The sequence below is a fragment of the Massilia forsythiae genome (assembly GCF_012849555.1).
In the GTDB taxonomy this organism is placed as follows: Bacteria; Pseudomonadota; Gammaproteobacteria; order Burkholderiales; family Burkholderiaceae_D; genus Telluria; species Telluria forsythiae.
Genome location: NZ_CP051685.1, coordinates 4,570,306 through 4,593,771, shown reverse-complemented (window position 1 = coordinate 4,593,771; position 23,466 = coordinate 4,570,306). Strand labels below are relative to the sequence as shown.

Genomic DNA, 23,466 nt, shown 5'->3' with positions numbered 1-23,466 from the left:
CTTTCTTTCTGCGATACCGATGACGAAACCCTTCAAACGCATCCTGATGACCGGCGCCGCCGGCGGCCTGGGCCAGCGCCTGCGCCCGCACCTGGGACAATTTGCCGACATCGTGCGCCTGGCCGACATCGCCGACCTCGGCCCGGCCGGGCCGGGCGAGGAAACCGTGCGCTGCGACCTGGCCGAGCGCGACCAGGTGCTGGCCATGTGCGAGGGCGTGGACGCCATCCTGCACTTCGGCGGGGTCTCCACCGAGGTCGAGTTCGCACCGATCATGCAGGCGAACATCCTCGGCATGGCCAACCTGTACGAAGCGGTGCACAAGCTCGGCATCCGGCGCGTGGTGTTCGCCAGCTCGAACCACACGATGGGCATGTACAAGACCACCGACACGGTCGACGCCACCATGCCGCCGCGCGCGGACGGCTACTACGGGCTGTCGAAGGTGTTCGGCGAATCGCTGTCGCGCTACTACTGGGACCGCTTCGGCATCGAGACCGTGTGCATCCGCATCGGCTACTGCTTTCCGGAAGCGACCAATCACCGCCAGCTGGCCACCTGGCTCAGCCTGGACGACCTGGTCCAGCTGCTGCGCCGCTCGCTGTTGACACCGCGCGTCGGCCACACCGTCACCTTCGGCATTTCCGACAACGACGGCAAATGGTGGGACGCGCGCCATTCGCGCTTCCTGGGCTACGCGCCCAAGGACAGCTCGGCGCAGTTCGCCGACCAGGTCTATGCCGGACAGGTCGACTGGCGCGACCCCGACGACATCACGCTGGTGTACCAGGGCGGCGTGTTTCTCAACAACGGCCCGAAATACAAACCCTGAAATTCGGGGTCAGAGCACAATTCGGGGTCGGAGCACATTGTAGAAACATGGTTTCCTGACCACGCCGCCATCGTCGGGCAGCGTGGAGGCGACAGTATGCAGGTAGCGCTTGCCCTGCACGACGCCATCCAGTTGGCAGCGTCAATGCAAGACACCGCTGGGAAAATTTCCTCGAATTGTGCCCTGACCCCGAATTGTGCTCTGACCCCGAATTACCGTTCACTCGTCCAGGCGGGCGCGCAGGGTGGCGAAGAAGCGGGTCTTGTCGAACAGGCTGACGACGGTGTCGGTGCCGTGCTCGCCGGGGACTTCGAGCACTTCGTCGAGGTCGCGGCGCATGTCGGCGGCCGGATCGCCGGTGCGCGCCAGGCGCGGGGCCGGGCGGCGCTGGCTGTCGGGCAGCGTCAGCAGGCTGTCGACGCGGTCGACCACCACGCCGTAGCACTCGCCTTCGTGCTCGAGCACCAGCACGCGCCGCTCGGCGCCGGGTTCGCCGGCCGCGGGTTCGCCGGCTGTCGTTTCGCCGGCCTGCGCTTCCAGCGGCGCCATGCCGTACAGCGTACGCAGGTCGATCACGCAGATCATCTGCTGGCGCAGCTGCACCATGCCGTGCACGAAGGCCGGCATGCCGGGCGCACGGACCAGCGGCGCGCCGTGCGCCACGATCTCGCGCACCTGGCCGATGTCGGCGGCCCACGGCGCGTCCACCGAGAACGCCAGGTAGACCCGGCGCCGGGCCGCGGCGGCGCCGCGCGCGGCTTGCCGGGCAGCGTCCAGCGCCTGCTGCTGGTACAGGCGGCGGTGGCCGGCGCAGATTTCCGCCGCCTCGCCTTCGCTGAAGATGCGCTCGTGCGACAGGAACAGCAAATCGCCGCGCTCGGCGTGCGGCAGGCAGCCGCGGAACATGGCGGCGCGGCGCGTGCCCAGCATCGGCACCGGCAGGATGTCGCTGTCGAAGTAGGCGCGCACGTCGTCGACCGAGTCGACCAGCAGCCCGAGGCGCTCCTCGCCCACGCGCACGACCACGATGCGGCGCGCCTCGGCGGCGGCGGCATCGTCGGGCGTGCGCGGCGCGCACTGCAGCAGCGCGCCGAAATCGACCACGCCGACGGCGCTGCCGCGCAGGTTGATCCAGCCCTTGCACAGCGTGCCGAACATGACGGATGCGTTGAGTTCCGGCACGCGCAGGATTTCCTGCACCGCCAGCATCGGCAGCGCAAACCCGAGCCCGCCCGCGCCGAAGGCGATGCACTTGTGGCCCTCGGCCTGGCGCAGGAAGCGGGCGCGCTCGGCGCTGCGCGCGGCCGCGCCCAGCGAACGCACCTGGGGCACGTTGTCGACCCGTACCAGCGCCGCCGCGTCCAGCACCTGCACCAGGCGCGCGCCGTCGTTCAGCAGCAGCGCGCCGCAGATGACGCCGCCGGCGCCGGGACCCGCATCGCGCATGTCCACCTCCGCCGGCGCCGGCGTGTAGTGCACGCTGCTGCGCTGCTCCGGCCGCACCCGCAGCACTTCGCCGGTGGCGTCGAACAGCAGGCCGACTTGCACGTCGTCGTGGTCGAGGATGGCGATGCGCTGGTCCGGGCGCGGCCCCGGCGCCTGCGCATCGAAGATGCGCGCCAGGTTCAGCACCGGGATGGCGGCGCCGCGCAGCGTGAAGATGCCTTCCAGGCAGGGCGGCGACAGCGGGATCGGCATGATGCGATCCGGCAGGCCGACCACTTCGCGGATCGACGCCGCCGGCAGCGCGAATTCTTGGCCGTCCAGCAGGAAGGTGCCGAACAGCTCCATGCCGGCAGCGTCGCTGAGCACGCGCGCGGCGGCGGCGCGCGCCGCGTCCAGCGCGGCCGCGGCCCGGCGCACCTCGGGCGCGGCGGCGTAGCCGGCCACGGCGCCGGCCGCCGTCAGCGGCGCGTTCACGCGCACGCTCCGGCCAGGGCGCGCACGCGCGCTGTACGTTGTGCTGTACTGCGTGCCGTACTGCGCGCCAGGGCGGCGCAATGGGCGGCGCAATGGGCGGCGCCGCGCGCGCCGGCCGCCGCGCGCACCTCGGCTGCAGCGCGCATGCCGGCCGCCGCATCGGCGTCGCCGCGGGCTTGGGCGCCCTCGCCCACCCGCAGCACCGTATAGGCATGGCCTGCGCAATCGATGTTCAGGCGCCGGCCCTGGTGGCCGCCGACGTCCAGGTGCACCACCCGCAGGCCGCGCTGCGCCAGCTGCGCCTGCGCCGCCGCCACGTTGCGCCGGCCCACGCCATCGGCGCCGCGCAGCCCGCCCAGCATGCTGGCGCCGCCGGCCAGCACCACCTCGACCTGCCCGTACTGCTCGCGGCGCACGCCCAGCGCATGCAGCAGGCGCGGCACGGCGGCGCTGACGTAGCGCGCGCCGTCGATGTCGTCGGCGCCGCCGCCGCATGCCGACGCATCGGGCAGCAGGCAGTGCGCCAGGGCGCAGCGCCCGCCCGCGCGCCAGATCATGCCGATACCGACGCAGGAGCCGAGCAAGGCGCTCAGGACGTCGCCGTCGCGTCCGACCTGCAGCTGGCCGCTCCAGACGTGGCGGGTATGTTCGATGGCGATGGCGCTCATGCATGCTCCTTGCGAATGCGGTAGACGTGCATCCGTTCGAACTCGAACGGGGTGTCGATGCGGGTGATGGATTCCTGCTCGCCCAGCAGCAGGCGCGCGTGCGGGGCCATGGCGGCGCGCACGCCGTGCAGGGCGCGACGCTGGTGCTCTTCGTCGAAATAGATCAGCACGTTGCGCAGCAGAACCAGGTCGAAGCGCGCCACCCTGCACGGCGCCGCCAGCAGGTTGTGCTCGCCGAAGCGGATGCGCTCGCGCAGCTCTGGCAGCACGCGCTGCCCCGTCCCTTCCGGGCGCAGGTACTTGGCCAGCAGCGCCGGATGGGTCTCGGCCAGGCGCGTGACGGAACGCCCGGCGTAATGGCCGGCGGCGGCGGTGCGCAGCACCGCGCCCGAGATGTCGGTGGCGTGGATCTGGAAGCGGAACTGCGGGTGCCTTTCCTGGAACTCGCGGCACAGCATGGCCAGCGAATACGCTTCCTCGCCGCTGGCGGCGGCCGCCGACCAGGCCTGCAGCACCACGTCGCCGCAGCGCGCCAGCCATTGCGGCAGGAATTCGCGTTCCAGGTAGCCCCACACCGCCGGGGTACGGAAGAAGGCGGTGTCGTTGGTGGTGACCAGGTCGACGAAGGCCTGCACCTCGGTGCCGCCGCCGCGTACGCGCGCGATGTAGTCGCGGTAGCTGGACAGCCCGAGCGCGCGCATGCGCGGGCGCAGGCGGCCCTGCAGCAGCACGCGCTTGTGCTCGTTCATGGCGATGCCGGTATGCTGGCGCACCAGCCCGATCAGGGAGGCCAGGTCGCCGCCGTCGAGTTCGAGGACCGCGTCCATGCGCTTACACCACGAAGCCGGAAACGATGCCGTTGAGCGCCTCGGCATTTTCATTGAGGCCCTCGGTGGAGCGTGCGATACTGTCGCAGGATCCGGCCGATTTCTCGGTTTCCTGGGCGATGTAGGCGATCGCCACCGCCACTTCCTTGGCGGTCAGCGACTGTTCGCCGGTGCTGCGCGAGATGTCGGCGATCGCCAGCGAGGTCTTGGCCACGCCGGCGGCGATGCGATCGAAGGCGTCGCTGGCCTGGCGCGAGATGTCGCTGCCCTGGGCCACGCGGCGCACCGATTCGTTGATCAGTTTCGAGATTTCCTTGGTCGCCTGCGACGAGCGCTCGGCCAGCTTGCGCACCTCGTCGGCCACCACCGAGAAGCCCAGTCCGTGCTCGCCGGCGCGCGCCGCCTCGATGGCGGCGTTAAAGGCCAGCATGTTGGTCTGGCTGGCGATCTCGCCGATCACCTTGACGATCTCGCCGATGTCCTCGGACGACTGGTTGATCAGCGCCATCGCCTCGATCGACTTGGACACCGCCTTGGCGCCCAGTTCCGCCTCGTTCTGGGTCGATTGCGCCATGGTGTTGGCGTCCTGCGTGCTGCGCGCGATGGTGCCGATCGACGCGGTGAGGCCGTCCACCGAGGCGTTCATCTCCTCGACGGTGGCGCCGAGCGCCTGCGCGCTGGCCGCCACCACGTTGGAGCGCTCGGCGATGGTGCGCGAGGAATCCGACAGGCGGCCGGCGGCGCCGACCACCTGGCCGATCACGCCGCGCAGGTCGACGATCATCTTCATCACGCCGCGCGCCAGCTGGTCGAGCGAATCGTCGCCGCACACCTCGGTGGCGCCGGTCAGGTCGCCGCGCGAGGCGCGCGCCACCTGGTCCAGCAGGCAGGCCACCTTGCGCTGCTCGGCGGCGGCGCGCTCGGCCTCCATCTGCTCCAGCGCCACCTGTTCGGTGATGTCGGTGGCGAACTTGACCACCTTGACCGGCTTGCCGTTGAGGTCGAAGATCGGATTGTAGGTGGCCTGGATCCATACCGGGCGGCCGTTGTTGCCGATGCGCTTGTAGCGGCCGCTGTCGAATTCGCCGCGCTGCAGCTTGAGCCAGAAGCGGCGGTAGGCGGCGCCGGCGGCGTACTCGTCCTCGCAGAACACGCGGTGGTGCTCGCCGCGCACTTCGTCGAGCGAATAGCCCATTACCTTGAGGAAGTTCTCGTTGGCGTCGATCACGCGGCCGTCCATGTCGAACTCGACCACCGCCTGCGACTTGTGGATCGCCTGCACCAGGCCGCGGAATTCGGCGGCGCGCATCTTTTCCTGGGTGACGTCGGTGGCGAACTTGACGATCTTGCTGACTTGCCCGTTGGCGTCGATCACCGGGTTGTAAGAGGCGTTGATCCAGATCTCGCGGCCGTTCTTGGCAAAGCGCTTGTACTCGGCGCGCTTGACGGTGCCTTCACCCAGCTCGCGCCAGAACTGCTGGTATTCCGCGGTCTGCGCCAGGCCGGCTTCGCAGAACAGCGCGTGGTGCTTGCCGGCGATCTCGTCGAGCGTGTAGCCGGTGAGCGCCAGGAAATTCTCGTTGGCGTGGACGATGGTGCCGTCCAGGCGGAATTCGATGATTGCCTGGGCGCGGTTGAGGGCGGTGTGGATGGCCTTCACTTCGTGCACGGCGCCGTGCGGGGCTTGCGGAGTCGGTTGCATAGTCCGGTCTGGGAGTGGATGGGGTGCGCCATGGTGCGGATTGCGGACAGGGCGCGGACGCTGTCGGATTCGGTAAATTCGATAATGTCAGAGAATTTTCCGCAAAGCAATAGCCATCTCGGCAAATCCGGTAAAAGCGATGCGAATATGCATCAGACATGCCTGAATCGCGTAGACAAAAGTTACACAATTCCTGCACGTAATGTCTCGTGTAAGGATATATACTTAAATATTCACACATTCTCACTTCGCAACGTCGTCATGGCGCGCGGTAAGACCGAATCGCCAGCTGCACCGTCCCGGTACCGAGCATGGCAGGCGCGCGTCTTGCTTGGCCATGTGGAGAACGAACGAACCATGCAGCTGAACTGAACTATGACAAACAAGAATAGCGGCGCTTTCCACGACATCGGAACGCCGAAGGAGTTTTACTCGACCGCCGAGGCGGCGAAGATCCTGGGCGTGTCGCACCGGACCGTGCAATTGTGGGTCGAGGCCGGCACCCTGCAGGCCTGGAAGACCGCGGGCGGCCACCGGCGCATCGCGGCGGCGTCGCTCGAACACGTGCTGGCCGGACGGCGCCAGGCGCTTGCCCCCGCCGCCGCCGAACCCGTCAGGGAAGCACCGCGCCTGACCAAGGTGCTGATCGTCGACGACGACGCCACCCTGCTGCGCCTGTACGAGCTGGAAATCGCGGGCTGGGGCCTGCCGCTGCAGATCATCAAGGCCGGCGACGGCTTCGAGGCGCTGCTGAAGATCGGCGAGCAGCGTCCCGACATCCTGATCAGCGACCTGAGCATGCCCGGCATGGACGGCTTCCGCATGGTCAACAGCCTGCGCGCCAATCCGCAACAGGAGGGCCTGCACATCATCATCGTCAGCGGGCTGGACGTGTCGACCATCAAGTCGCTCGGCCTGCCGGCCGACATTCCGGTGTTTTCCAAGCCGGTGCCGTTCGGCCAGTTGCGGGCGGCCGTGGAAAACGCCTTCCGCACCTGATCCGCCCTCTCCGCCACACCCCCTGAACGACGCCGCATCAAGCGGCGTCTTTTTTTTTGCGCCCTGACTTTGCTGCGCAGCGCTTCGTTTCCTCTCTCCCGCCGGCTCCCCTTCCTCGCCCTGGTATGCCCCTGCCGCTGTCATTCGTCCGGCTGCGCGCGCACGCCATGCGCAGCCTGACGCGAAAACGTCACATTGCCACAACACAACATTACCTAGTCGAAATAATCATTGTCTTGAATCAGCAAATTCAGTAATCTACCGAAATTGAACAAAGCAGCAAAAACAGCAAATCCCCGCCGATCCGATCCAGGACGGCATTCAACCGACAGGAGTGTCATGAACCGCTATCTCGTCATCGTCATCATGGTCGTGCTGCAGCTCGCAGCCACCCGTGTCTTCGCCGCCGCCAACGACGTCGTCGTCGCCCTGCATGCGTTCAAGGTCGTCGCCGGCGCCGGCGGCCAGAAGCTGGTGCCCACCACCGAGGCGCTGCCGGGCGACACCATCGAATACCAGGTCACCTACCGCAATGCCGGCGCCGGCGCGGCGCGCGACGTGCTGGCGACGCTGCCGGTGCCGCAGGGCGGCATGCACTACCTGCCCGGCAGCGCCTCCCCGGGCGAATTCCAGGCCAGCCTCGACGGCGCCCACTTCGCGCCGGCGCCGCTGACCCGGACCGTGGTCCGCGACGGCAGGCGCCAGGTCGAGACCGTCCCCCCGTCCGAATACCGTTTCCTGCGCTGGAAGCTGGGCGAACTGGCGCCCGGCCGCAGCGTCACCGTCAGTTCCCGCATGCGTCTCGACGATGCACCCGTCACCACCAACCGTTCGTAAAGGCTCGTAATCCATGAAACGCTCCATCGCTCCACGCCGCGCCCTGGCGCTCGCCATCGGCCTTGCCTGCGCCCACGGCATGCAGGCGCACGCCGCCACCGCGGCCGGCACGTCGATCACCAACCAGGCCTCGGCCACCTACGTCGATTCGACCCTGACGGCGCGCAGCGCCACCTCGAACACGGTGGTGACCGTGGTCCAGCAGGTGGCCAGCGTCAGCCTGTCCGCCGGTTCGGCCAAGAGCGCCGCCGCCGGCGCCCAGGTGACCTACGCGCACACCATCACCAACAACGGCAACGGCGCCGACACCTTCACGCTGGCCGCCACCAACAGCGGCGCGTTCTCGATGACGAGCGTGGTGTTCTACGCCGACGCCAACGGCGACGGCGTGGCCGACAACGCCACCCCGATCACCGCCACCGGCAGCATCGCACCGGGTGCCGTGTTCCACGTGGTGGCGGTCGCCACCCTGCCCGCCGGCGCCACTGCCGGCGCCGCCAACAGCCTGGTGGTGACCGCCACCAGCACCTTCAACGCCGGCGTGAACGCCAGCGCCACGGACACCACCACCGTCGGCAACGGCGCCACCATCGACATCACCGCCAACTCCGCCGGCGCCGGCGCGCCGGGCGCCGGCCCGGGCGTGGAAGCCAGCGCGGTGGTCACCAACACCGTATCCGCCGGCGCCACCACGCGCTTCACCCTGTACCTGAACAACGGCGGCGCCGCGGCCGACACCTTCGCGCTGCAGGCCAGCACCGACGCCGCCTTCGGCGCCCTGACGCTGCCGAGCGGCTGGAGCGTGGTGTTCAAGGATGCCGCGGGCTCGGTGATCACCAGCGCCACCGTCGCCGCCGGCGCCAACGTCGCGGTGTACGCCGACGTGGTGGTGCCGGCCGGCGCCACCCCGGCCACCACCGACCTGTACTTCCGCGCGTTGTCGCCGACCTCGAACGCCAGCGACCGCATCCACGACGCCGTCACCGTGGTCGCCGCCAGCGCCCAGCTGGCGCTGGCCAAGACACAAGCGCTGGACGCCAACTGCGACGGCGTCGCCGACACCGCCTTCAGCGCCGCCAACATCAGCGCCGGCGCCATCCCGGGCGCCTGCATCCGCTACGAGATCACCGCCACCAACGGCGGCAGCGGCAACGTCAGCGCGATCGTCATCAGCGACAACATCCCGGCCAACACGACCTACCACATCGCCACCCCGGCCGCGACCACCGTCGGCATCGTCACGGCGCCGGCCGCCGGCAACACCGGCGCGGTGCAGGCCACCGTCGGCGTGCTGACCCCGGGCCAGTCCGCCAAGATGTCGTTCGGCGTGCGCATCAACCCGTAACCCTTGCGCCGGCCCCGGCCGCGCTCGCGCGGCCGGGGAGGCTCCTCGTCCAGGTAGCAGCGCCGCCCGCTTCCGCCCACCGCCCTCGCCACCGCATCCGCCAGACCACGCCATGATGACGCGCCAGCTCCGCCAACTCGCCCTCTACGTCCTCCTCATCGTGCTCGGCTGCGCGTACGGCATCGCCTGCGCCAGCGTGACCAACCAGGCCAGCGCCAGCTACGCCGACGCGGCGCGCGGCAACGGCACGCTGCAGTCGAACCAGGTGACGGCGATGCAGGGCGAAAGCATCACCTACTTCACCGGTTCCGACTACCGCACCGCGGCCCAGGTCAGGCTGGCCGGCCAGCCGCTGTACGTGCAGGCCAGCGCGCCGGCCTGCAACAACGACCCGGCCGTGGCGGAAACCATCGTCATCGCGATCCACTCGACGCTCGGCCACGACACCGAATCCTACTCCGCCACCGAGACCGGTCCGGACACCGGCATCTTCCACATCACCGGCAGCCTGGTCGCCAGCCAGGTCGGCGACGAGGCGCCGCGGGAAGAGGACGGCGCCCTCGAAATCAAGAAGAACGACACCCTGACCGCCACCATCAAGAGCTGCGGCACCGGCACGTCGACCGCCTCGATCCTGATCGACCCGACCGGCGTGGTCTTCGACAGCAAGACCGGCGTGCCGGTGGGCGGCGCGCGCGTGACCCTGATCGACGTCACCGGCGCCGGCAACGGCGGCCTGGCAGGCGGCGCCGCGACCGTGTTCGAGACCGACGGCGTGACCGCGGCGCCGAGCTCGGTCGTCACCGATGCCGACGGCGTCTACCGCTTCCCGCTGGTGCCGCCCAGCCTGTACCACGTGACGATCGTGCCGCCGTCGAACTACAGCTTCCCGTCCAGGGTCGCGCTGGCGGACCTGCCCGGCGAGCACGACGTCTACGCATCGTATTCCTACGGCGGCGACTTCGTCGTCAGCGCGTCCACCGGCGCGGTGATGCTGGACCTGCCGCTGGATCCGGTGCCGGGCGCCCTGTACCTGGAAAAGGCGGCCTCGCGCGCCACCGCCGAGGTGGGCGACTTCGTCGACTACACGCTGCGCGTGCACAACACCGCCGAACAGGCGCTGGTCGGGGTCGAGGTCGAGGACCGGCTGCCGGCCGGCTTCAGCCTGGTGCCGGGCAGCGTGCGGCTGGGCGGCGTGCAGGCCGCCGACCCTGACGGGACGCGCGGCCCGGCGCTGCGCTTCGCCATCGGCAGCCTGGCGTCCGCCAGCGACGCGGTGCTGCGCTACCGCGTGCGCATCGGCGCCGGCGCGCTGCAGGGCGACGGCATCAACCGCGCCCGCGCCACCAGCGCGGCGCCGCTGGCGCTGAGCAGCGGCACCGCCGCCGCCAAGGTCAAGGTGAGCGCCGGCGTGTTCAGCGAAAAGGCCTTTATCGAAGGCACCGTGTTCGCCGACTGCGACGGCAACCGCCGGCGCGATGCCGGCGAACCGGGCGTGCCGGGCGTGCGCGTCTACCTCGAAGACGGCAGCTTTGCCCAGACCGACGCCGACGGCCGCTACAGCTTCGCCGAAGTGCGTCCGCGCACCCACGTCGCCAAGGTCGACGGCGCCACCCTGCCGCAAGGCGCCGCACTGGCGGCGCTGTCGAACCGCAACGGCGGCGACGCCGCCAGCCGCTTCGTCGACGTGCACGAGGGCGAACTGGCCAAGGCCGATTTCGCGCTGCACGCCTGCAGCCCGGCGCTGCGCGAGGCGATCGCGGCCCGCCGCGCCGCAGCGAAAGACATGGAAAACAGCGCGGCCAAGGCGCTGGAACGCCCGGCCGCGGCCGCCGCCACCGCGTCGGCCAAGGCCGCTTCCCAGGCCGACCTCGAATCGCTCGACAACAGCCTGGCCTTCGTCGGCCTGGACGACGGCGCCGTGCTGGCGCGCGCCGTGGCAACGGTGCGCGTGAAAGGCGGCGCCGGCGTCACCTTCACGCTGGCGGTGAACGGCAAGCCGGTGCCGGAAGCGCGCATCGGCAAGCGCAGCACGGTGGCGGCGAAGCAGCTGGAAAGCTGGGAATTCGTCGGCGTCGCGTTCGAGGCCGGCGCCAACGTGCTCGAGGTGAGCCAGCGCGACGGCTTCGGCAACCCGCGCGGCAGCCGCCGCATCACGGTGGTCGCGCCGGGCGCGCTGGCGCGCATCCGCCTGGCGTTCGACAAGCCGGGCGTGGCGGCCGACGGCAAGAGCCTGGCAATGCTGCGCGTGGACCTGGAAGACGCCGCCGGCGTGCCGGTAATGGAGCGCACCGCGCTGACCCTGGAAGCCGGCCGCGGCGAATGGCAACAGGCCGACCTCGATCCGCACCAGCCCGGCCTGCAATTGTTCGTCGAGGGCGGCCATGCCGAACTGGCCCTGCGCGCGCCGCAGGAACCCGGCGAAGCGGCCATCCGCGCATCCAGCGGCGCCGTGCAAGCCGCCGGCCGCGTCGACTTCGTGCCCGACCTGCGTCCGCTGGTGGCCGCCGGCGTGGTCGAGGGCGCCGTCAGCCTGAACCGCATCGCCGGCAACGTCGGCAATCCGGCGCGCGGCTTCGCCGGCTTCGAGGACCAGCTGCGCCATTTCTCGACCAGCGACGGCCCGAACGCGGTGCAGGTCGGCGCCCACGCCGCCATGTTCGCCAAGGGCAAGGTGGGCGACGACATCCTGCTGACCGCCGCCTACGATTCCGACAAGGTGGTCGAGCAGAAGCTGTTCCGCGACCTCGATCCGACCGCGTTCTACCCGACCGCCGGCGACAACGCCCAGCGCGGCTTCGACGCCCAGTCGACCAGCCGCCTGTACCTGCGCGCCGACCGCAACAAGTCGTGGCTGCTGTTCGGCGACATGACCCCGCCCGGCGTAACCCCGGCGCGCAACCTGGGCGCCTATAACCGCGCCCTGAACGGCCTGCGCCACCACTACGAGGAAGGCGGCTTGAGCGTGGATTCGTTCGCCAGCCACGACAGTACGCGCCAGATGGTCGAGGAAATCCCGGCCAACGGCACCTCCGGCCCCTACCTCACCGGCAGCGGCGTGATGGTCATCAACAGCGAGCGCATCGAGATCATGGTGCGCGACCGCAACCGCCCCGGCGTGCTGCTGTCCAGCCGCGTGCTGGCGCGCTACGCCGACTACGACATCGAGCCGCTCACCGGCCGCATCCTGCTGCGCGCCCCGGTGCCGAGCCTGGACGCCGACCTGAACCCGATCACGATCCGCATCAGCTACGAGATCGACCAGGGCAGCCCGGAATTCTGGGTGGCCGGCAGCGCCGTGCAGTACCGCATCGGCAAGCTCGCCGAAGTCGGCGCCAGCTATGTCGACGACCGCAACCCGGCGGCGCCCACGACCCTGGCCAGCGTCAACGCCACCGTGCGCCCCGACGACAACACCAGCATCACCGTCGAGGCGGCGCACATGGACAAGCAGCACGCCGACGGCCGCGCCGCGCGCATCGACGCCACCCGCAAGGACGGCAAGCTGGAAAGCCACGTGTATGCGGGCCGCGCCGGCGTCGATTTCGACAACCCGGCGGCCAGCCTGCCGAAGGGCCGCGCCGAGGCCGGCGCCCGCGTGGTGTACCGCGCCGACGAGCGCATCAGCTTCGGCGGCGAGATCATCCACAGCGCCGACCTGGTCACCGGCGCCAGCCGCGACGGCGGCCAACTGAACGCCGCCTACGCCTTCGGCAACGGCATCCGCGTCGAGGGCGGCGTGCGCCGCGCCCACGAGGAAGCCGGCAATGCCAGCACCGTGCTGGCCCAGCCCGATCTGACCAGCGTGCGCGCCAAGCTGGCGGCGCAGGTGCCGAACCTGCCGCAGGCCGGCGTGTTCGTCGAGGCCGAGCAGGACATCCACGACAACGGCCGCCGCATGGTGGCGCTGGGCGGCGACTACCGCCTGGCCGGCGGCAGCCGCCTGTACGGGCGGCACGAGCTGATCAGCAGCCTGGGCTCGAACTATGCGCTGAACGACGGCCAGCAGCGCAACGCCACCGTGTTCGGCGTCGATACCGACTACATGAAGGATGGCCGCATGTTTTCCGAGTACCGCGCGCGCGCCGCCGGCAGCGACGGCCGCCAGGCCGAGGCCGCGATCGGCCTGCGCAACCTGTGGAGCGTGGCCCGGGGCGTGCGCCTGAACACCGCCTTCGAGCGCGTCAAAGTGCTGGCCGGCGCCGCCGCCAACGAAGCGGTGGCCCTGGCCGCCGGCGTCGAGGTGGCGCGTAGCCCGGACTGGAAGGCCAACATGCGCCTGGAACTGCGCCACGCGGTGGACAGCGACAGCCTGCTGCACACCCTGGGCCTGGCCTACCGGCTGAGCGAGAGCTGGAGCCTGCTGGGCAAGAACACCCTGGCGGCCACGCGCAGCCGCGCCAACGACAGCCTGCGCCTGAACGAGCTGCTGCAGAGCGGCGTCGCCTACCGCGCGCTGGAAAGCCTGGGCTGGAACGGCCTGGCCAAGTACGAGTACAAGGTCGAGCGCGACACCGGCATCGCCAACCTGGAGCGCGCCGTGCACAGCATCGGCGTCACCGCCAACTGGCAGCCGCTGCGCGAGACCCTGCTGAGCGCGCGCTACGCCGCCAAGCTGGCGCACGACCGCTCGGGCGGCTACGACACCCGCTCGAAGGCGCAACTGCTGGCGGCGCGCCTGGTGCAGGAATTGCGCGGCGGCTGGGACGTGGGCGCCAGCGTGCGCGCGCTGGTCGACGGCGGCACCCGTGGGCGCCAGTTCGGCGCCGGCCTGGAAGCCGGCTACCAGCTGCGCAAGAACACCTGGATCTCGGCCGGCTACAACCTGCTGGGCTTCCGCGAGCCGGACCTGGCGGGTGCCGACGCCACCGCGCGCGGCGCCTACGTACGCCTGCGCATGAAATTCGACGAACGCCTGCTGGAGGGCCTGCTGCCCACGGCCGCCGCCAAGCAATGACGAGAACGAGGAAGTCCGCCATGAAACCGACCACGTCCCGCGCCGCGCGCGCCCGCAGCTGCCCACCGCCGGTGCCGCCCTTGTCCCCGCCGGCGCGCCCGCTGCCGACCCGGTCGCTGCCGGCCCTGCTGGCGCAGCGCCGCCGCCTGGGCTGGACCGTGCTGGCGCTGGGCGCGCTGCTGGTCTTGCTTGCCCTGCTGGCGGTGCCGGCGCGCGCCGCCTGCGTCAGCGGCGCCTGCGTCAGCGCCGGGCCGCGCCTGGCCAGCGTCAGCACCACGCAAGGCGCCCTGTTGAACCCCCTGCTGGGCGGCTTGCTGGGCACCAGCCTGAACCTCAGCGTGGCGGACTGGAACGCCGTGGCCCAGGGCGACGTCAGGCTGCTCGACTTCCTGACGGCGCTGCAGGCCTCGACCGGCGTGTCGACCCCATCGCAGGCGCTGAGCGCCGGCGCCACCCTGGCGCAGGTGAGCGCGGCGCTGCAGGCGGCGGCGCGCGCCCAGGCGAAAACCAGCCTGGCCGGCGCGCTGGCCAACCTGCAGTCGCAACTGGGCGGCGCCGCCGCCACGGTGCGCGTGGGCGATTTGCTCAAGGTGAGCGTGGACAGCGGCGCGCTGGCGGGCAGCACCATCAACGCGCTCGACATGCTCAGCGGCCTGGTGCAGCTGTACAACACCCGCAACGTGCTGACCACGCCTGCCCCGGTCGGCATTTCCGGCGGCGCGCTCGGCATGGCCGGCGTGATCAATGCCGTGCAACTCTACGCGCAGGCGATCGAGCCGCCGGTCTACGTGTGCGGCCCGAACGGCACCAGTTTTCACTCGGCGGCGATCCGCGTGCACCTGAAGCTCGACCTGGTCACGCTCAGCCCGGCCACCTCGGCGCTGACCGTGCTGCCCGGCGTGCGCAGCGCCAGCATCGCGATTTCCCAGCTCGATTTGTACCTGGAAGTGGCGCGTGCCGAGGGCAGCCTGGGCGCGGTGGACGCGGTCGGCAAGGCGGTGACGGTGCAGGCGGCGCCCGGCGTGGCCGACGGCTACCTCGGCAGCATCGACGACAGCGTGTTCTTCAACCGCAGCCGCGTCCTCAACGCCGCCACCGACCTCGGCTACGGCAAGATCGGCTCCCTGGTCCTGAACGGCAGCACCTTCGCGCTCGAAGTCAAGAGCAGCGCGCGCGGCGACGCCCCGTTTGCCACCAGCCTGAATTTCAGCGGCAGCTTCCCGCAGACGCGCACCGTCAGAAGCAGCACCACCTTCGCCACCAACCTGGCGGGCAGCCTGGTGAACAACCTGGCGCTGCGCACCACGCCCTCGCTGGGCCTGCTCGACAGCGTGGTCTCGCCGGTGCTCAAGACCGTGGTCACCGGCGCCGTCGGCCCGGTGGTGGCGCCGATCCTGGGCGGCGTGGCCGATCCGCTGCTGCAGCTGCTCGGCATCGGCCTGGGCCAGATGACGGTCACCGTCAACGGCATCTGCCAGGCCTGCGACGACTTCAAGCTGACCAAGGCGGTGGACCGGACCGACGCCACGCCCGGCAGCACGATCACCTACACCATCACCTACCAGAACAGCGGCACCACCAACCTCACCGACCTCAAGGTCACCGACGCCACGCCCGCGTTCACGGTGTACACCGCCGGCGGCTGCGGCGCCCTGGGCAGCGGGCTGTCGTCCTGCGCGGTGGCCGCCCAGCCGGCCGCGGGCGGCGCCGGCGCGCTCGAATGGCGCTTCGGCGGCACCCTGCAGCCCGGCGGCATGGGCAGCGTCAGCTTCACCGTGGTGGTGCAGTGAGGCCCGCCGCGCGCGCCTTCGCGCCGGGCACCGTGCACGGCGCGCCACACGCGCATGCCGCCCGGTTGTATTGACGTCGGTTTGTGTAAAAGATTCCTGTGGGAACTTGACACAAAGCCACAATCCCGTAAAATCGAAACCCATGAAAACCGCCGCCGATACCACCCTGCTGGAGCCCGTCTCCGGATTATCCGAATTCTGCTCGACCAAGCAGGCGGCCAGCGTCATCGGTGTATCGCACCGGACGATCCAGCTGTGGGTCGAAAGCGGCATCCTGCAAGCCTGGAAGACCGCCGGCGGCCACCGCCGCATCACCATGGAATCGATCGGGCGCCTGCTCGAGCAGCGCCGCGAGGCGCTGGCCCCGCTGGCGCCGGCGGCGGCGCCGGAACAGGCGCGCAAGAAGATGGTGGTGGTGGACGACGACGCCACCATGCTGCGCCTGTACGAGCTGGAAATGGCGGGCTGGGACCTGCCGGCCGACATGGTCAAGGCGGCCAACGGCTTCGAGGCGCTGATCAAGATCGGCGAGACCAGGCCGGACCTCTTGATCAGCGACCTGAGCATGCCCGGCATGGACGGTTTCCGCATGATCCGCACGCTGCGCACCGATGCCGCCTATGCCGACATGGCGATCATCGTGGTCAGCGGCCTGGACCGCGCTACCGTGGCGTCGATGGGCCTGCCGGCCGACATCCCGTTCTTTTCCAAGCCGGTGCCGTTCGCCAGCCTGCGCAGCGCGGTCGAGCGCGTGCTGTCCGTTCCCGCCTGAACCATCCCGCGCTGCCGCGGTGCGCGCCGTGCGGCGCGCGGCGCCGCGCACGCCTCCCGCCAGGCTTTTCTCCGATTAATGCATTCCGGTGGCATACTGCCACGAATGCCCTTTACTTTGGCCAATCCATGCCGGCATCCTCCCTGCCCCCGGATCAAGCGCGGCGGCGTCAAGCCCTGCTCGACCTGGACATCCTCGACACCGCGCCGGAAGAGCGCTTCGACCGCGTCACCCGCCTGGCGGCGCGCCTGTTCGACGTGCCCATCGCCCTGGTCAGCCTGGTCGACGCCGAGCGCCAGTGGTTCAAGTCGCGCATCGGCGTCGCGGTCGAGCAGTCCGACCTTTCCAGCTCCTTCTGCGCCCACGCGATCCTGCAGGACGGCGTGATGGAAGTCGCCGACGCGCTGGACGACCCCCGATTCGCCGCCAACCCGATGGTGTGCGGCGCGCCCAACGCGCGCTTCTATGCCGGCTATCCGCTGGCCACGCGCGACGGCAGCCGCATCGGCACCCTGTGCATCCTCGACGACAAGCCGCGCACGCTCGACGACGGCCAGCGCGCGCTGCTGCGCGACCTGGCCAACATCCTCGTCAACGAAGTGGCGGCGCTCGAACTGCAGCGCGCCAACGAGCGGCGGCGCCAGGACGAAGCCTGGATCCGCGTGCTGCTGCAGAATATCCCGGACGGGGTGCTGATGCTGGACGGCGACGGCAAGGTGCTGTCCGCGAATCCGGCGGCGGAGCGCATCTTCGGCGCCAGCCAGGGCGCCCTGGCCGGCCGCTCGGCGGTGGCGCTGCTGGAAGGCGGCACGGCGGAGGTGATCCGCACGCTGGCACTGGGCGACGGCGACCCGGCCGGCGACGCCCGGCCGACCGAGGGCGGCGGCCGGCGCCTGGACGGCTCGGCCTTCCCGCTCGAACTCAAGGTGTCGCCGATGCGCCTGGGCGCGCAGCAGCGCGTGGCGGCGATCGTGCGTGACGTCACGCTGCAGCGCGACGCCGAGGAACGCTACCGCGCCACCGAGGAGCTGCGGCGCAAGCACTTCACCACCGCCACCCACGAACTGCGCACCCCGATGGCCAGCATCCTCGGCTTTTCCGAACTGCTGCTCAAGCGCGAATTCGACCCGTCCACCAGCCGCGAGCTGCTGGACATCATCCACCGCCAGGCCGGACGCCTGGTCGACATGATCAACCAGCTGCTCGACCTGGCGCGCATCGAGGCCGGCGGCGTGCAGGGCCTGCACATCGCGCCGGTGGCGGTGGCCGAACTGGTCGAGCAGACCCTGGCCGGCCTGAACGGCCTGGGCCAGAACCAGCGCATCTGCCTCGACCTGCAGCCCGGCCTGCCCGAGATCGCCGCCGATGCGCAGCGGATGCAGCTGGCGCTGACCAACATCCTCAGCAACAGCATCAAGTATTCCGCCGAAGGCAGCCCGATCACGCTCGCCGCCTACGCGGTGCAGCGCCATGGCCGCCCGACGGTGGCGGTGCGCGTCGCCGACCGCGGCATCGGCATGACGCCGGAGCAGCTGGCGCACGTCTACGACGCCTTTTATCGCGCCGGCCAGAAGCAGAACGTGCAGGGCAGCGGCCTGGGCATGACCATCTTCAAGGAGATCGTCGACCTGCATGGCGGCGAGGCCGAGATCGCCTCGACGCCAGGCGCCGGCACCACGGTCACGCTGTGGCTGCGCACGGAGGCCCTCCATGGATAAGACCATCCTGATCGTCGAGGACCAGGACGACCTGCGCCTCTTGATCCGCCTGACGCTGCGTTCGCTGGGCCGGATCGTGCTGGCGTCCAGCGCCGCCCAGGGCCTGGAGATGGTGCGCGCCGAAAAGCCGGACCTGGTGGTGCTGGACGTCTGGCTGGGCCAGGGCGGCAGCGGCCTGGAAGTGTGCCGCGCGCTGCGCGCCGACGCCGCCACCCGCCATACGAAGGTGCTGCTGCTGTCGGCCTGCGGCCAGCAAAGCGACGTCGAGGCCGGCCTGCAAGCCGGCGCCGACCGCTACATGGTCAAGCCATTCAGTCCGCAGAGCCTGGCCGAGGCCGCCGGGACGCTGCTGGACGGCGCTTGAAGTTTCCCTGAAAAGCCGCCTCCAAGGATGAGCGGCATCGGCATCCGAGAGTGGCTTTTTCATTTCCCCTGCCTCCCTTTCCGCTTCCTCATCATTAGAGGAAATCCTCTAGCCTTAGCGGTTGTGCTTGCAATCCGGCAAAAGTGGCAGGCATGTGCTGCGCCGGGCACCGTCTTGCAGCCGGCGCTTGTGTCTTGTCGGTGCCTTCCTACACCGCACCCATGGGAAGCGGAAAATCCGGAAAATTGCCAGTTGCATAGCCAGCGTAAGCGTTTCGACACCTAAAATTTACCTTATGCAACTTTAGGATATGATCGATTCATGGGTCCGACGGACCGGTCGACGGCAAGGGAAAGGGGTGGTGTCATGAGCAGGATCGTACTGAAAGCGCTGCTGCTGTCCACCCTGCTCCTGGCCGGCAGCGCCGGGGCCGCGTCGGCCGGCGCCACCATGCAGGTCAGCTTCACGGTCCAGTCCAGCTGCACCGTGAAAGCCCCGGACGGCGCCGAGCCGACCGTGGCCTGCGGCCGCGACGTGCCGTTCCAGGTCGCCGCGCAGGCAGACCAGGCCACCGTACCGGCCGGCAGCGCCGCACCGGCAGCGGCCGTCGCCGGCGACACGCAGGCGCATGGCGCCGTCTGGCAGATTTCCTTCTGATCCACCGCGCTTCCCCCGCTCTTCCGGCAATGCCGGCGATCACGGCATTGGCGTTGCCCGATCACAACATTTCTCACAAAAGTTTCCCTACATAAAGTAAAGTTGGTGTTCTCGTTATCTTGCCGTCGCCGTCCCGGCGAACGCAATGTTCAGGAAAACCATGTTCTTCTTTTCAGGAATCGGTGCGCGCCGGGTGTTGGCCGGCATACTGGCCGCAAGCGCCGCCTGCGCAGGCACGCACGCCGGCGACATGCTGCCGGTAACAGCCAACGACGTGCTGGCACTGCCCGTGCACAGCCCGTTCGCCGGCGGCGCCGCGGCCGTCGACAGCGCCACGCTGTCGGCAACCGTCGCGCTCGCTGCCGGCAAGGGCAACGTGGCGCCGGCGCGCATGCAGACGCTGCGCGACCGCCTGGCGCTGCTCGCCGCCACCATGCCGCGCGGAGAGACCTACCCGGCGGGCACGCTGGACCGCAGCGAGCGCCTGCGTTCGCCCGGTGCGGCCCCTGCCGCGCCGCCGTTCGGCGCCATCGGCGTGACCCTGCCGCGCGATGCGGCGCATGCGGACAGGATCGGCGTGCACATCGCCCTGAGCAATACCGTCACCACGCCCGGCACCGTGATCCTGACGCCGCTGGGACAGGCCCCGGGCCGCTGAACGGCGCCGTTCAAAAGCCGAGCTTCAGTTTCGCCTTGAGGCCATTGCTGCTGGTATTCGCGCCCCACTTGGCGCTGTCCCCGTGGCGCTCGAAGGCGCCGCTCAGCGTAGCCTTGTCGCTCGGCCTGTAGCTGGCGCCGGCCGTGGCATACGCGCCGGTATCGGTCTCCCGGAACGAACCCGGCCTGGGGACCGGCCCCAACTCATGATGGTTGAATTCGCTGAACGACACGCCCAGCTTGCCGTAGGCCTCCAGGCCGCGCTCGAGCGGCAGCGTGGCGGTACCGGCCAGGTAACTGCTGAAGCCGGTGGTGCCCTGCCTGGCGGTGATGCCGTCGGCGCGGCGGTAGTCGACGAACACCGTGCCGCGATCGACCAGGCTTGCATAACCGGTCTCGACACCCAGGAACGGCGTCACGCGCACGCCGCCGACCAGCTTCGGATCGGTCACGAAGCGGCCCATCAGGTCGAGCGGCGCGGCGTGGTACACCGGATCCGCGTCGTTGTGGCACGGCTGGCGACTGCGACTGCGCCTGGGCGCAAGCGCTGGCCAGCCATCCTGCGAACACTGCGAAACGCCATGCGCTCATGGCTTCTCCTGTCGTTGTCCTGTCGACAAGCATTATAGTGGCAACGCACCCTGCGGATCGTCCTGCGCCGACTGCGCGCGTATGTCCGGCACTACATCGGCTTCGATACCGATGCACAGCCGGTAAGCGGGCTAGGCTTCCTGAAGCGGATACATGCCGTCACATGCTTCCAAGCAAGACGATGTATCATCGACACTTTCGATGCAGCCGCAATGAATAAGCCGTTGAACGCCGATGAACGATAGTCGCCCCCTGCCCAGCCCCGCCCCCGATCCAGCGTCATCGGCGCCGTTCCACCCGGACGGCATGCCCCGCTCGCCCTGGCTGCGCGCGCACGGCTGGGACGCGTCGCCGCTCGGCGATCCGGCCGGCTGGCCGCCGGCGCTGCGCTTCGCGGCGACGCTGGTGCTGGACGCCGCCGAACCGATGTGGCTGGCCTGGGGCGACCAACTGGCGCTGCTGTGCAATCCGGCCTGCGCGGAGATATTCGACGGCGGCCGGCGGCATGCGCCCGGCATGCCCCTGGCGGCAGCCTGGCCGGACGGCTGGCCGGCGCTCGACGCGCTGGCGGCCGGGGTGCGGGCGGGACGCGCGGCCCGCCACGACGGCGTGCCGCTGGCGCCGCAGGGCCGCGACCACGGCCACGCTGCGGCACGCCGCGCCACCCTGTCCTGTTCCCCGCTGCGCGACGCCGACGGCACGGTGCGCGGCCTGCTCGGCACGCTGCACGACACCGCACCGGCGCCGGCCGCTGCCGCCGTGCGCGACGATGCGCCCGCCGATGCGCTATCCCCGTCCGAACGCGAGACCGAGGAGCGCTACCGGCTGGCGCGCCTGGCCTCCAACGACGCCATCTGGGACTGGCGCCTGGCCGATGGCACCGTGGTCTGGAACCGCGCGCTGCACACGCTGTTCGGCCACGACCTGGAGCTGGCCAGCTTCGGCTGGTGGCTCGACCACGTCCACCCGGACGACCGTGCGCGCATCCACGACAGCGCCCGGGCGGTACTGGATGGCGCCGGCACGGCCTGGTCCGGCGCCTACCGCTTCCGCCGCGCCGACGGCAGCTATGCCGACGTGCTCGACCGCGGCACCGTGCTGCGCGACGCCGGCGGGCGCGCGCTGCGCATGATCGGCGCCATGCTCGACGTCACCGAGCGCAAGGCGGCCGACCGCGCGCTGCACGAAAGCGAGCGCCTGTTCCGCTTCCTGTTCGAATCGATCGACGAAGGCTTTTGCGTGATCGAGTTCCTGGACGGCCCACACGGTCCGCTGAGCGACTACGTGCACGTGATGGCCAATCCGGCCTACGCGTCCAACGCCGGCATCCAGAACGTGGTCGGCCAGCGCGTGCGCGAGATGGTGCCGCTGGAGGCCGACGGCTGGGTCGAGACCTACCGGCGCGTGCTGCTCACCGGCGAGCCGGTGCGCTTCGAACGCGAGCTCGAACGCACCGGGCGCTACCTGGAACTGTCGGCGCTGCGCATCGAACCGCCCGAGCGGCGCCAGGTCGCCGTGCTGTTCCAGGACGGCACCCAGCGCCACCGCGCCGAGCGCGCCATCCGCGAGATGAACGACACCCTGGAGCGGCGCGTGGCGGACGGCGTGGCCGAGCGCGTGCGCATGGAGGAAGCGCTGCGCCAGGCGCAGAAGATGGAAGCGGTGGGCCAGCTCACCGGCGGCATCGCGCACGACTTCAACAACATGCTGGCGGTGGTCTCCAGCGCGCTCGGCCTGCTCGGCAAACGCCTGGCGGACGGCGACGCGCGCGCCCTGCACTACGTCGACATGGCCAGGACCAGCGTCAAGCGCGCCGCCCAGCTGACCCAGCGCCTGCTGGCCTTTTCGCGCCAGCAGGCGCTCAAGCCGGAGGCGCTCTCGGTCAACCAGCTGGTGGCCGGCATGTCGGACCTGCTGGCGCATTCGCTCGGCGCCCACGTGCGCGTCGAGACCGCGCTGGCCGGCAGCCTGTGGCACACCCACGTCGACGCAAACCAGCTGGAAAACACCATCCTCAACCTGGCGGTGAACGCGCGCGACGCGATGGCCGACGGTGGCCGGCTGGCCATCGAGACCGCCAACTTCCAGATGGACGCGCGCTGGGCCGCCGAGCACCCCGGCCTGCCGTCCGGCCAGTACGTGATGCTGGCGGTTGGCGACAGCGGGTCCGGCATGACGCCCGAGGTGCTGGCCAAGGCCTTCGAGCCCTTCTTCACCACCAAGGAAGTCGGGCGCGGCACCGGCCTCGGCCTGAGCCAGGTGTACGGCTTCGTCAAGCAGTCGGGCGGCCACGTCGAGATCGATTCCGCGCCCGGCAGCGGCACCGTGGTGCGCATCTACCTGCCGCGCCACGCCGGCGCGCCCGATCCGCAGGCGCGCCCGGCCGCAGACGGCGCCACGGGGGCCGCCATGGCGCAGGGCTCGGCCGGCGAGACCATCCTGGTGATGGAGGACGAGGCGGCGGTGCGCGCGCTGTCGGTCGACATGCTGGGCGGCCTCGGCTACCGGGTGCTGGAAGCGGACGGCGCCGCCGCCGCGCTGCGCCTGCTGGACGCGCATCCCGGCGTCACGCTGCTGTTCACCGACCTGATCATGCCGGAGATGAACGGCCGCAGGCTGGCAGAGGAAGCGCTGGCGCGCCGTCCCGCGCTGAAAGTGCTGTTCACCACCGGCTACACCGGCGACACGCTCGGGGGCGGCACGGCGGGCGGCGCGCCGCGCCAAGACATCCAGCTGGTCGGCAAGCCGTTCACCATCGAGGAACTGGCGGCGCGCGTGCGCGCCGTGCTCGACCAGCGCGCCTGAGCTGGGCGGGCCGGGACCGCGCTGC

At 70.3% G+C, this 23,466-nt stretch carries 17 protein-coding genes; 12 read left to right on the top strand and 5 right to left on the bottom strand.

The genetic code is table 11. The annotated features are described in order from the left end of the window. Positions 1–19 precede the first annotated feature (19 nt). Positions 20–832: an NAD-dependent epimerase/dehydratase family protein gene (locus tag HH212_RS19405; RefSeq protein WP_170204008.1), complete on the top strand. Its 813-nt coding sequence runs from the start codon at positions 20–22 to the stop codon at positions 830–832. Positions 833–1,051: 219 nt separating this feature from the next. On the opposite strand, the gene HH212_RS19400 is transcribed toward HH212_RS19405, so the two are convergent. Genes HH212_RS19400 through HH212_RS19385 form a run of 4 tightly spaced genes read right to left on the bottom strand, consistent with a single transcriptional unit; the run spans position 1,052 to position 5,949 of the window. Beyond that, the gene (locus HH212_RS19400) at positions 1,052–2,752 is read right to left on the bottom strand and encodes a chemotaxis protein CheW (protein WP_170204007.1); all 1,701 of its coding nucleotides are present in this window, start codon (positions 2,750–2,752) and stop codon (positions 1,052–1,054) included. Further along, on the bottom strand, positions 2,749–3,420 hold the full coding sequence (locus HH212_RS19395; protein ID WP_170204006.1) for a chemotaxis protein CheD: 672 nt from the start codon (positions 3,418–3,420) through the stop codon (positions 2,749–2,751). Before HH212_RS19395 ends, HH212_RS19400 begins: the two co-directional genes overlap by 4 nt. Further along, the gene (locus HH212_RS19390) at positions 3,417–4,247 is read right to left on the bottom strand and encodes a CheR family methyltransferase (RefSeq protein ID WP_170204005.1); all 831 of its coding nucleotides are present in this window, start codon (positions 4,245–4,247) and stop codon (positions 3,417–3,419) included. Before HH212_RS19390 ends, HH212_RS19395 begins: the two co-directional genes overlap by 4 nt. A gap of 4 nt (positions 4,248–4,251) precedes the next feature. Next, entirely contained in the window at positions 4,252–5,949 is a 1,698-nt protein-coding gene (locus tag HH212_RS19385) for a methyl-accepting chemotaxis protein (protein WP_170204004.1), read from the bottom strand. A 375-nt stretch (positions 5,950–6,324) separates the two neighbouring features. On the opposite strand from HH212_RS19385, the gene HH212_RS19380 reads away from it, so the two are divergent. The 10 genes from HH212_RS19380 (at position 6,325) to HH212_RS19335 (ending at position 20,046) form a co-directional block, all read left to right on the top strand. Continuing rightward, a complete protein-coding gene (locus HH212_RS19380) occupies positions 6,325–6,948 on the top strand; it encodes a response regulator (protein WP_170204003.1) in 624 nt (207 codons plus the stop codon). Positions 6,949–7,287: 339 nt separating this feature from the next. Then, positions 7,288–7,785 (top strand): DUF11 domain-containing protein, encoded by a 498-nt coding sequence (locus tag HH212_RS19375; RefSeq protein WP_170204002.1) that lies wholly within the window; start codon positions 7,288–7,290, stop codon positions 7,783–7,785. Positions 7,786–7,798: 13 nt separating this feature from the next. Further along, complete coding sequence (locus HH212_RS19370; RefSeq protein ID WP_170204001.1) at positions 7,799–9,130, top strand: DUF11 domain-containing protein; 1,332 nt, start codon at positions 7,799–7,801, stop codon at positions 9,128–9,130. A gap of 112 nt (positions 9,131–9,242) precedes the next feature. Further along, the gene (locus HH212_RS19365) at positions 9,243–14,087 is read left to right on the top strand and encodes a DUF11 domain-containing protein (protein ID WP_170204000.1); all 4,845 of its coding nucleotides are present in this window, start codon (positions 9,243–9,245) and stop codon (positions 14,085–14,087) included. A gap of 20 nt (positions 14,088–14,107) precedes the next feature. Next, entirely contained in the window at positions 14,108–15,877 is a 1,770-nt protein-coding gene (locus tag HH212_RS19360) for a DUF11 domain-containing protein (RefSeq protein ID WP_170203999.1), read from the top strand. A gap of 142 nt (positions 15,878–16,019) precedes the next feature. Beyond that, a complete protein-coding gene (locus HH212_RS19355) occupies positions 16,020–16,649 on the top strand; it encodes a response regulator (protein WP_170203998.1) in 630 nt (209 codons plus the stop codon). 128 nt (positions 16,650–16,777) lie between these two features. Further along, a complete protein-coding gene (locus HH212_RS19350; RefSeq protein ID WP_170203997.1) occupies positions 16,778–18,367 on the top strand; it encodes a sensor histidine kinase in 1,590 nt (529 codons plus the stop codon). Next, positions 18,360–18,731, top strand: a complete 372-nt coding sequence (locus HH212_RS19345; protein ID WP_170203996.1) for a response regulator transcription factor — start codon at positions 18,360–18,362, stop codon at positions 18,729–18,731. The genes HH212_RS19350 and HH212_RS19345 overlap by 8 nt, the downstream gene beginning before the upstream one ends. Before the next feature lie 366 nt (positions 18,732–19,097). Then, entirely contained in the window at positions 19,098–19,388 is a 291-nt protein-coding gene (locus HH212_RS19340; protein WP_170203995.1) for a hypothetical protein, read from the top strand. Positions 19,389–19,548: 160 nt separating this feature from the next. Next, positions 19,549–20,046 (top strand): hypothetical protein, encoded by a 498-nt coding sequence (locus HH212_RS19335; RefSeq protein WP_170203994.1) that lies wholly within the window; start codon positions 19,549–19,551, stop codon positions 20,044–20,046. Between the two features lie 10 nt (positions 20,047–20,056). Here HH212_RS19335 and HH212_RS19330 read toward each other — a convergent pair whose 3' ends face one another. Then, positions 20,057–20,536 (bottom strand): hypothetical protein, encoded by a 480-nt coding sequence (locus HH212_RS19330; RefSeq protein WP_170203993.1) that lies wholly within the window; start codon positions 20,534–20,536, stop codon positions 20,057–20,059. Positions 20,537–20,870: 334 nt separating this feature from the next. On the opposite strand from HH212_RS19330, the gene HH212_RS19325 reads away from it, so the two are divergent. Beyond that, positions 20,871–23,441 (top strand): PAS domain-containing hybrid sensor histidine kinase/response regulator, encoded by a 2,571-nt coding sequence (locus tag HH212_RS19325; RefSeq protein ID WP_229217362.1) that lies wholly within the window; start codon positions 20,871–20,873, stop codon positions 23,439–23,441. The last annotated feature ends 25 nt before the right edge of the window (positions 23,442–23,466 follow it).

Bases quoted from the DNA above. Each gene is read 5' to 3' on its own strand.
- HH212_RS19325 (WP_229217362.1), top strand. From the start codon at position 20,871: ATGAACGATAGTCGCCCCCTGCCCAGCCCCGCCCCCGATCCAGCGTCA.
- HH212_RS19355 (WP_170203998.1), top strand. From the start codon at position 16,020: ATGAAAACCGCCGCCGATACCACCCTGCTGGAGCCCGTCTCCGGATTA.
- HH212_RS19350 (WP_170203997.1), top strand. From the start codon at position 16,778: ATGCCGGCATCCTCCCTGCCCCCGGATCAAGCGCGGCGGCGTCAAGCC.
- HH212_RS19365 (WP_170204000.1), top strand. From the start codon at position 9,243: ATGATGACGCGCCAGCTCCGCCAACTCGCCCTCTACGTCCTCCTCATC.
- HH212_RS19375 (WP_170204002.1), top strand. From the start codon at position 7,288: ATGAACCGCTATCTCGTCATCGTCATCATGGTCGTGCTGCAGCTCGCA.
- HH212_RS19395 (WP_170204006.1), bottom strand. From the start codon at position 3,420: ATGAGCGCCATCGCCATCGAACATACCCGCCACGTCTGGAGCGGCCAG.
- HH212_RS19360 (WP_170203999.1), top strand. From the start codon at position 14,108: ATGAAACCGACCACGTCCCGCGCCGCGCGCGCCCGCAGCTGCCCACCG.
- HH212_RS19385 (WP_170204004.1), bottom strand. From the start codon at position 5,949: ATGCAACCGACTCCGCAAGCCCCGCACGGCGCCGTGCACGAAGTGAAG.
- HH212_RS19335 (WP_170203994.1), top strand. From the start codon at position 19,549: ATGTTCTTCTTTTCAGGAATCGGTGCGCGCCGGGTGTTGGCCGGCATA.
- HH212_RS19345 (WP_170203996.1), top strand. From the start codon at position 18,360: ATGGATAAGACCATCCTGATCGTCGAGGACCAGGACGACCTGCGCCTC.
- HH212_RS19370 (WP_170204001.1), top strand. From the start codon at position 7,799: ATGAAACGCTCCATCGCTCCACGCCGCGCCCTGGCGCTCGCCATCGGC.
- HH212_RS19340 (WP_170203995.1), top strand. From the start codon at position 19,098: ATGAGCAGGATCGTACTGAAAGCGCTGCTGCTGTCCACCCTGCTCCTG.
- HH212_RS19405 (WP_170204008.1), top strand. From the start codon at position 20: ATGACGAAACCCTTCAAACGCATCCTGATGACCGGCGCCGCCGGCGGC.
- HH212_RS19380 (WP_170204003.1), top strand. From the start codon at position 6,325: ATGACAAACAAGAATAGCGGCGCTTTCCACGACATCGGAACGCCGAAG.
- HH212_RS19390 (WP_170204005.1), bottom strand. From the start codon at position 4,247: ATGGACGCGGTCCTCGAACTCGACGGCGGCGACCTGGCCTCCCTGATC.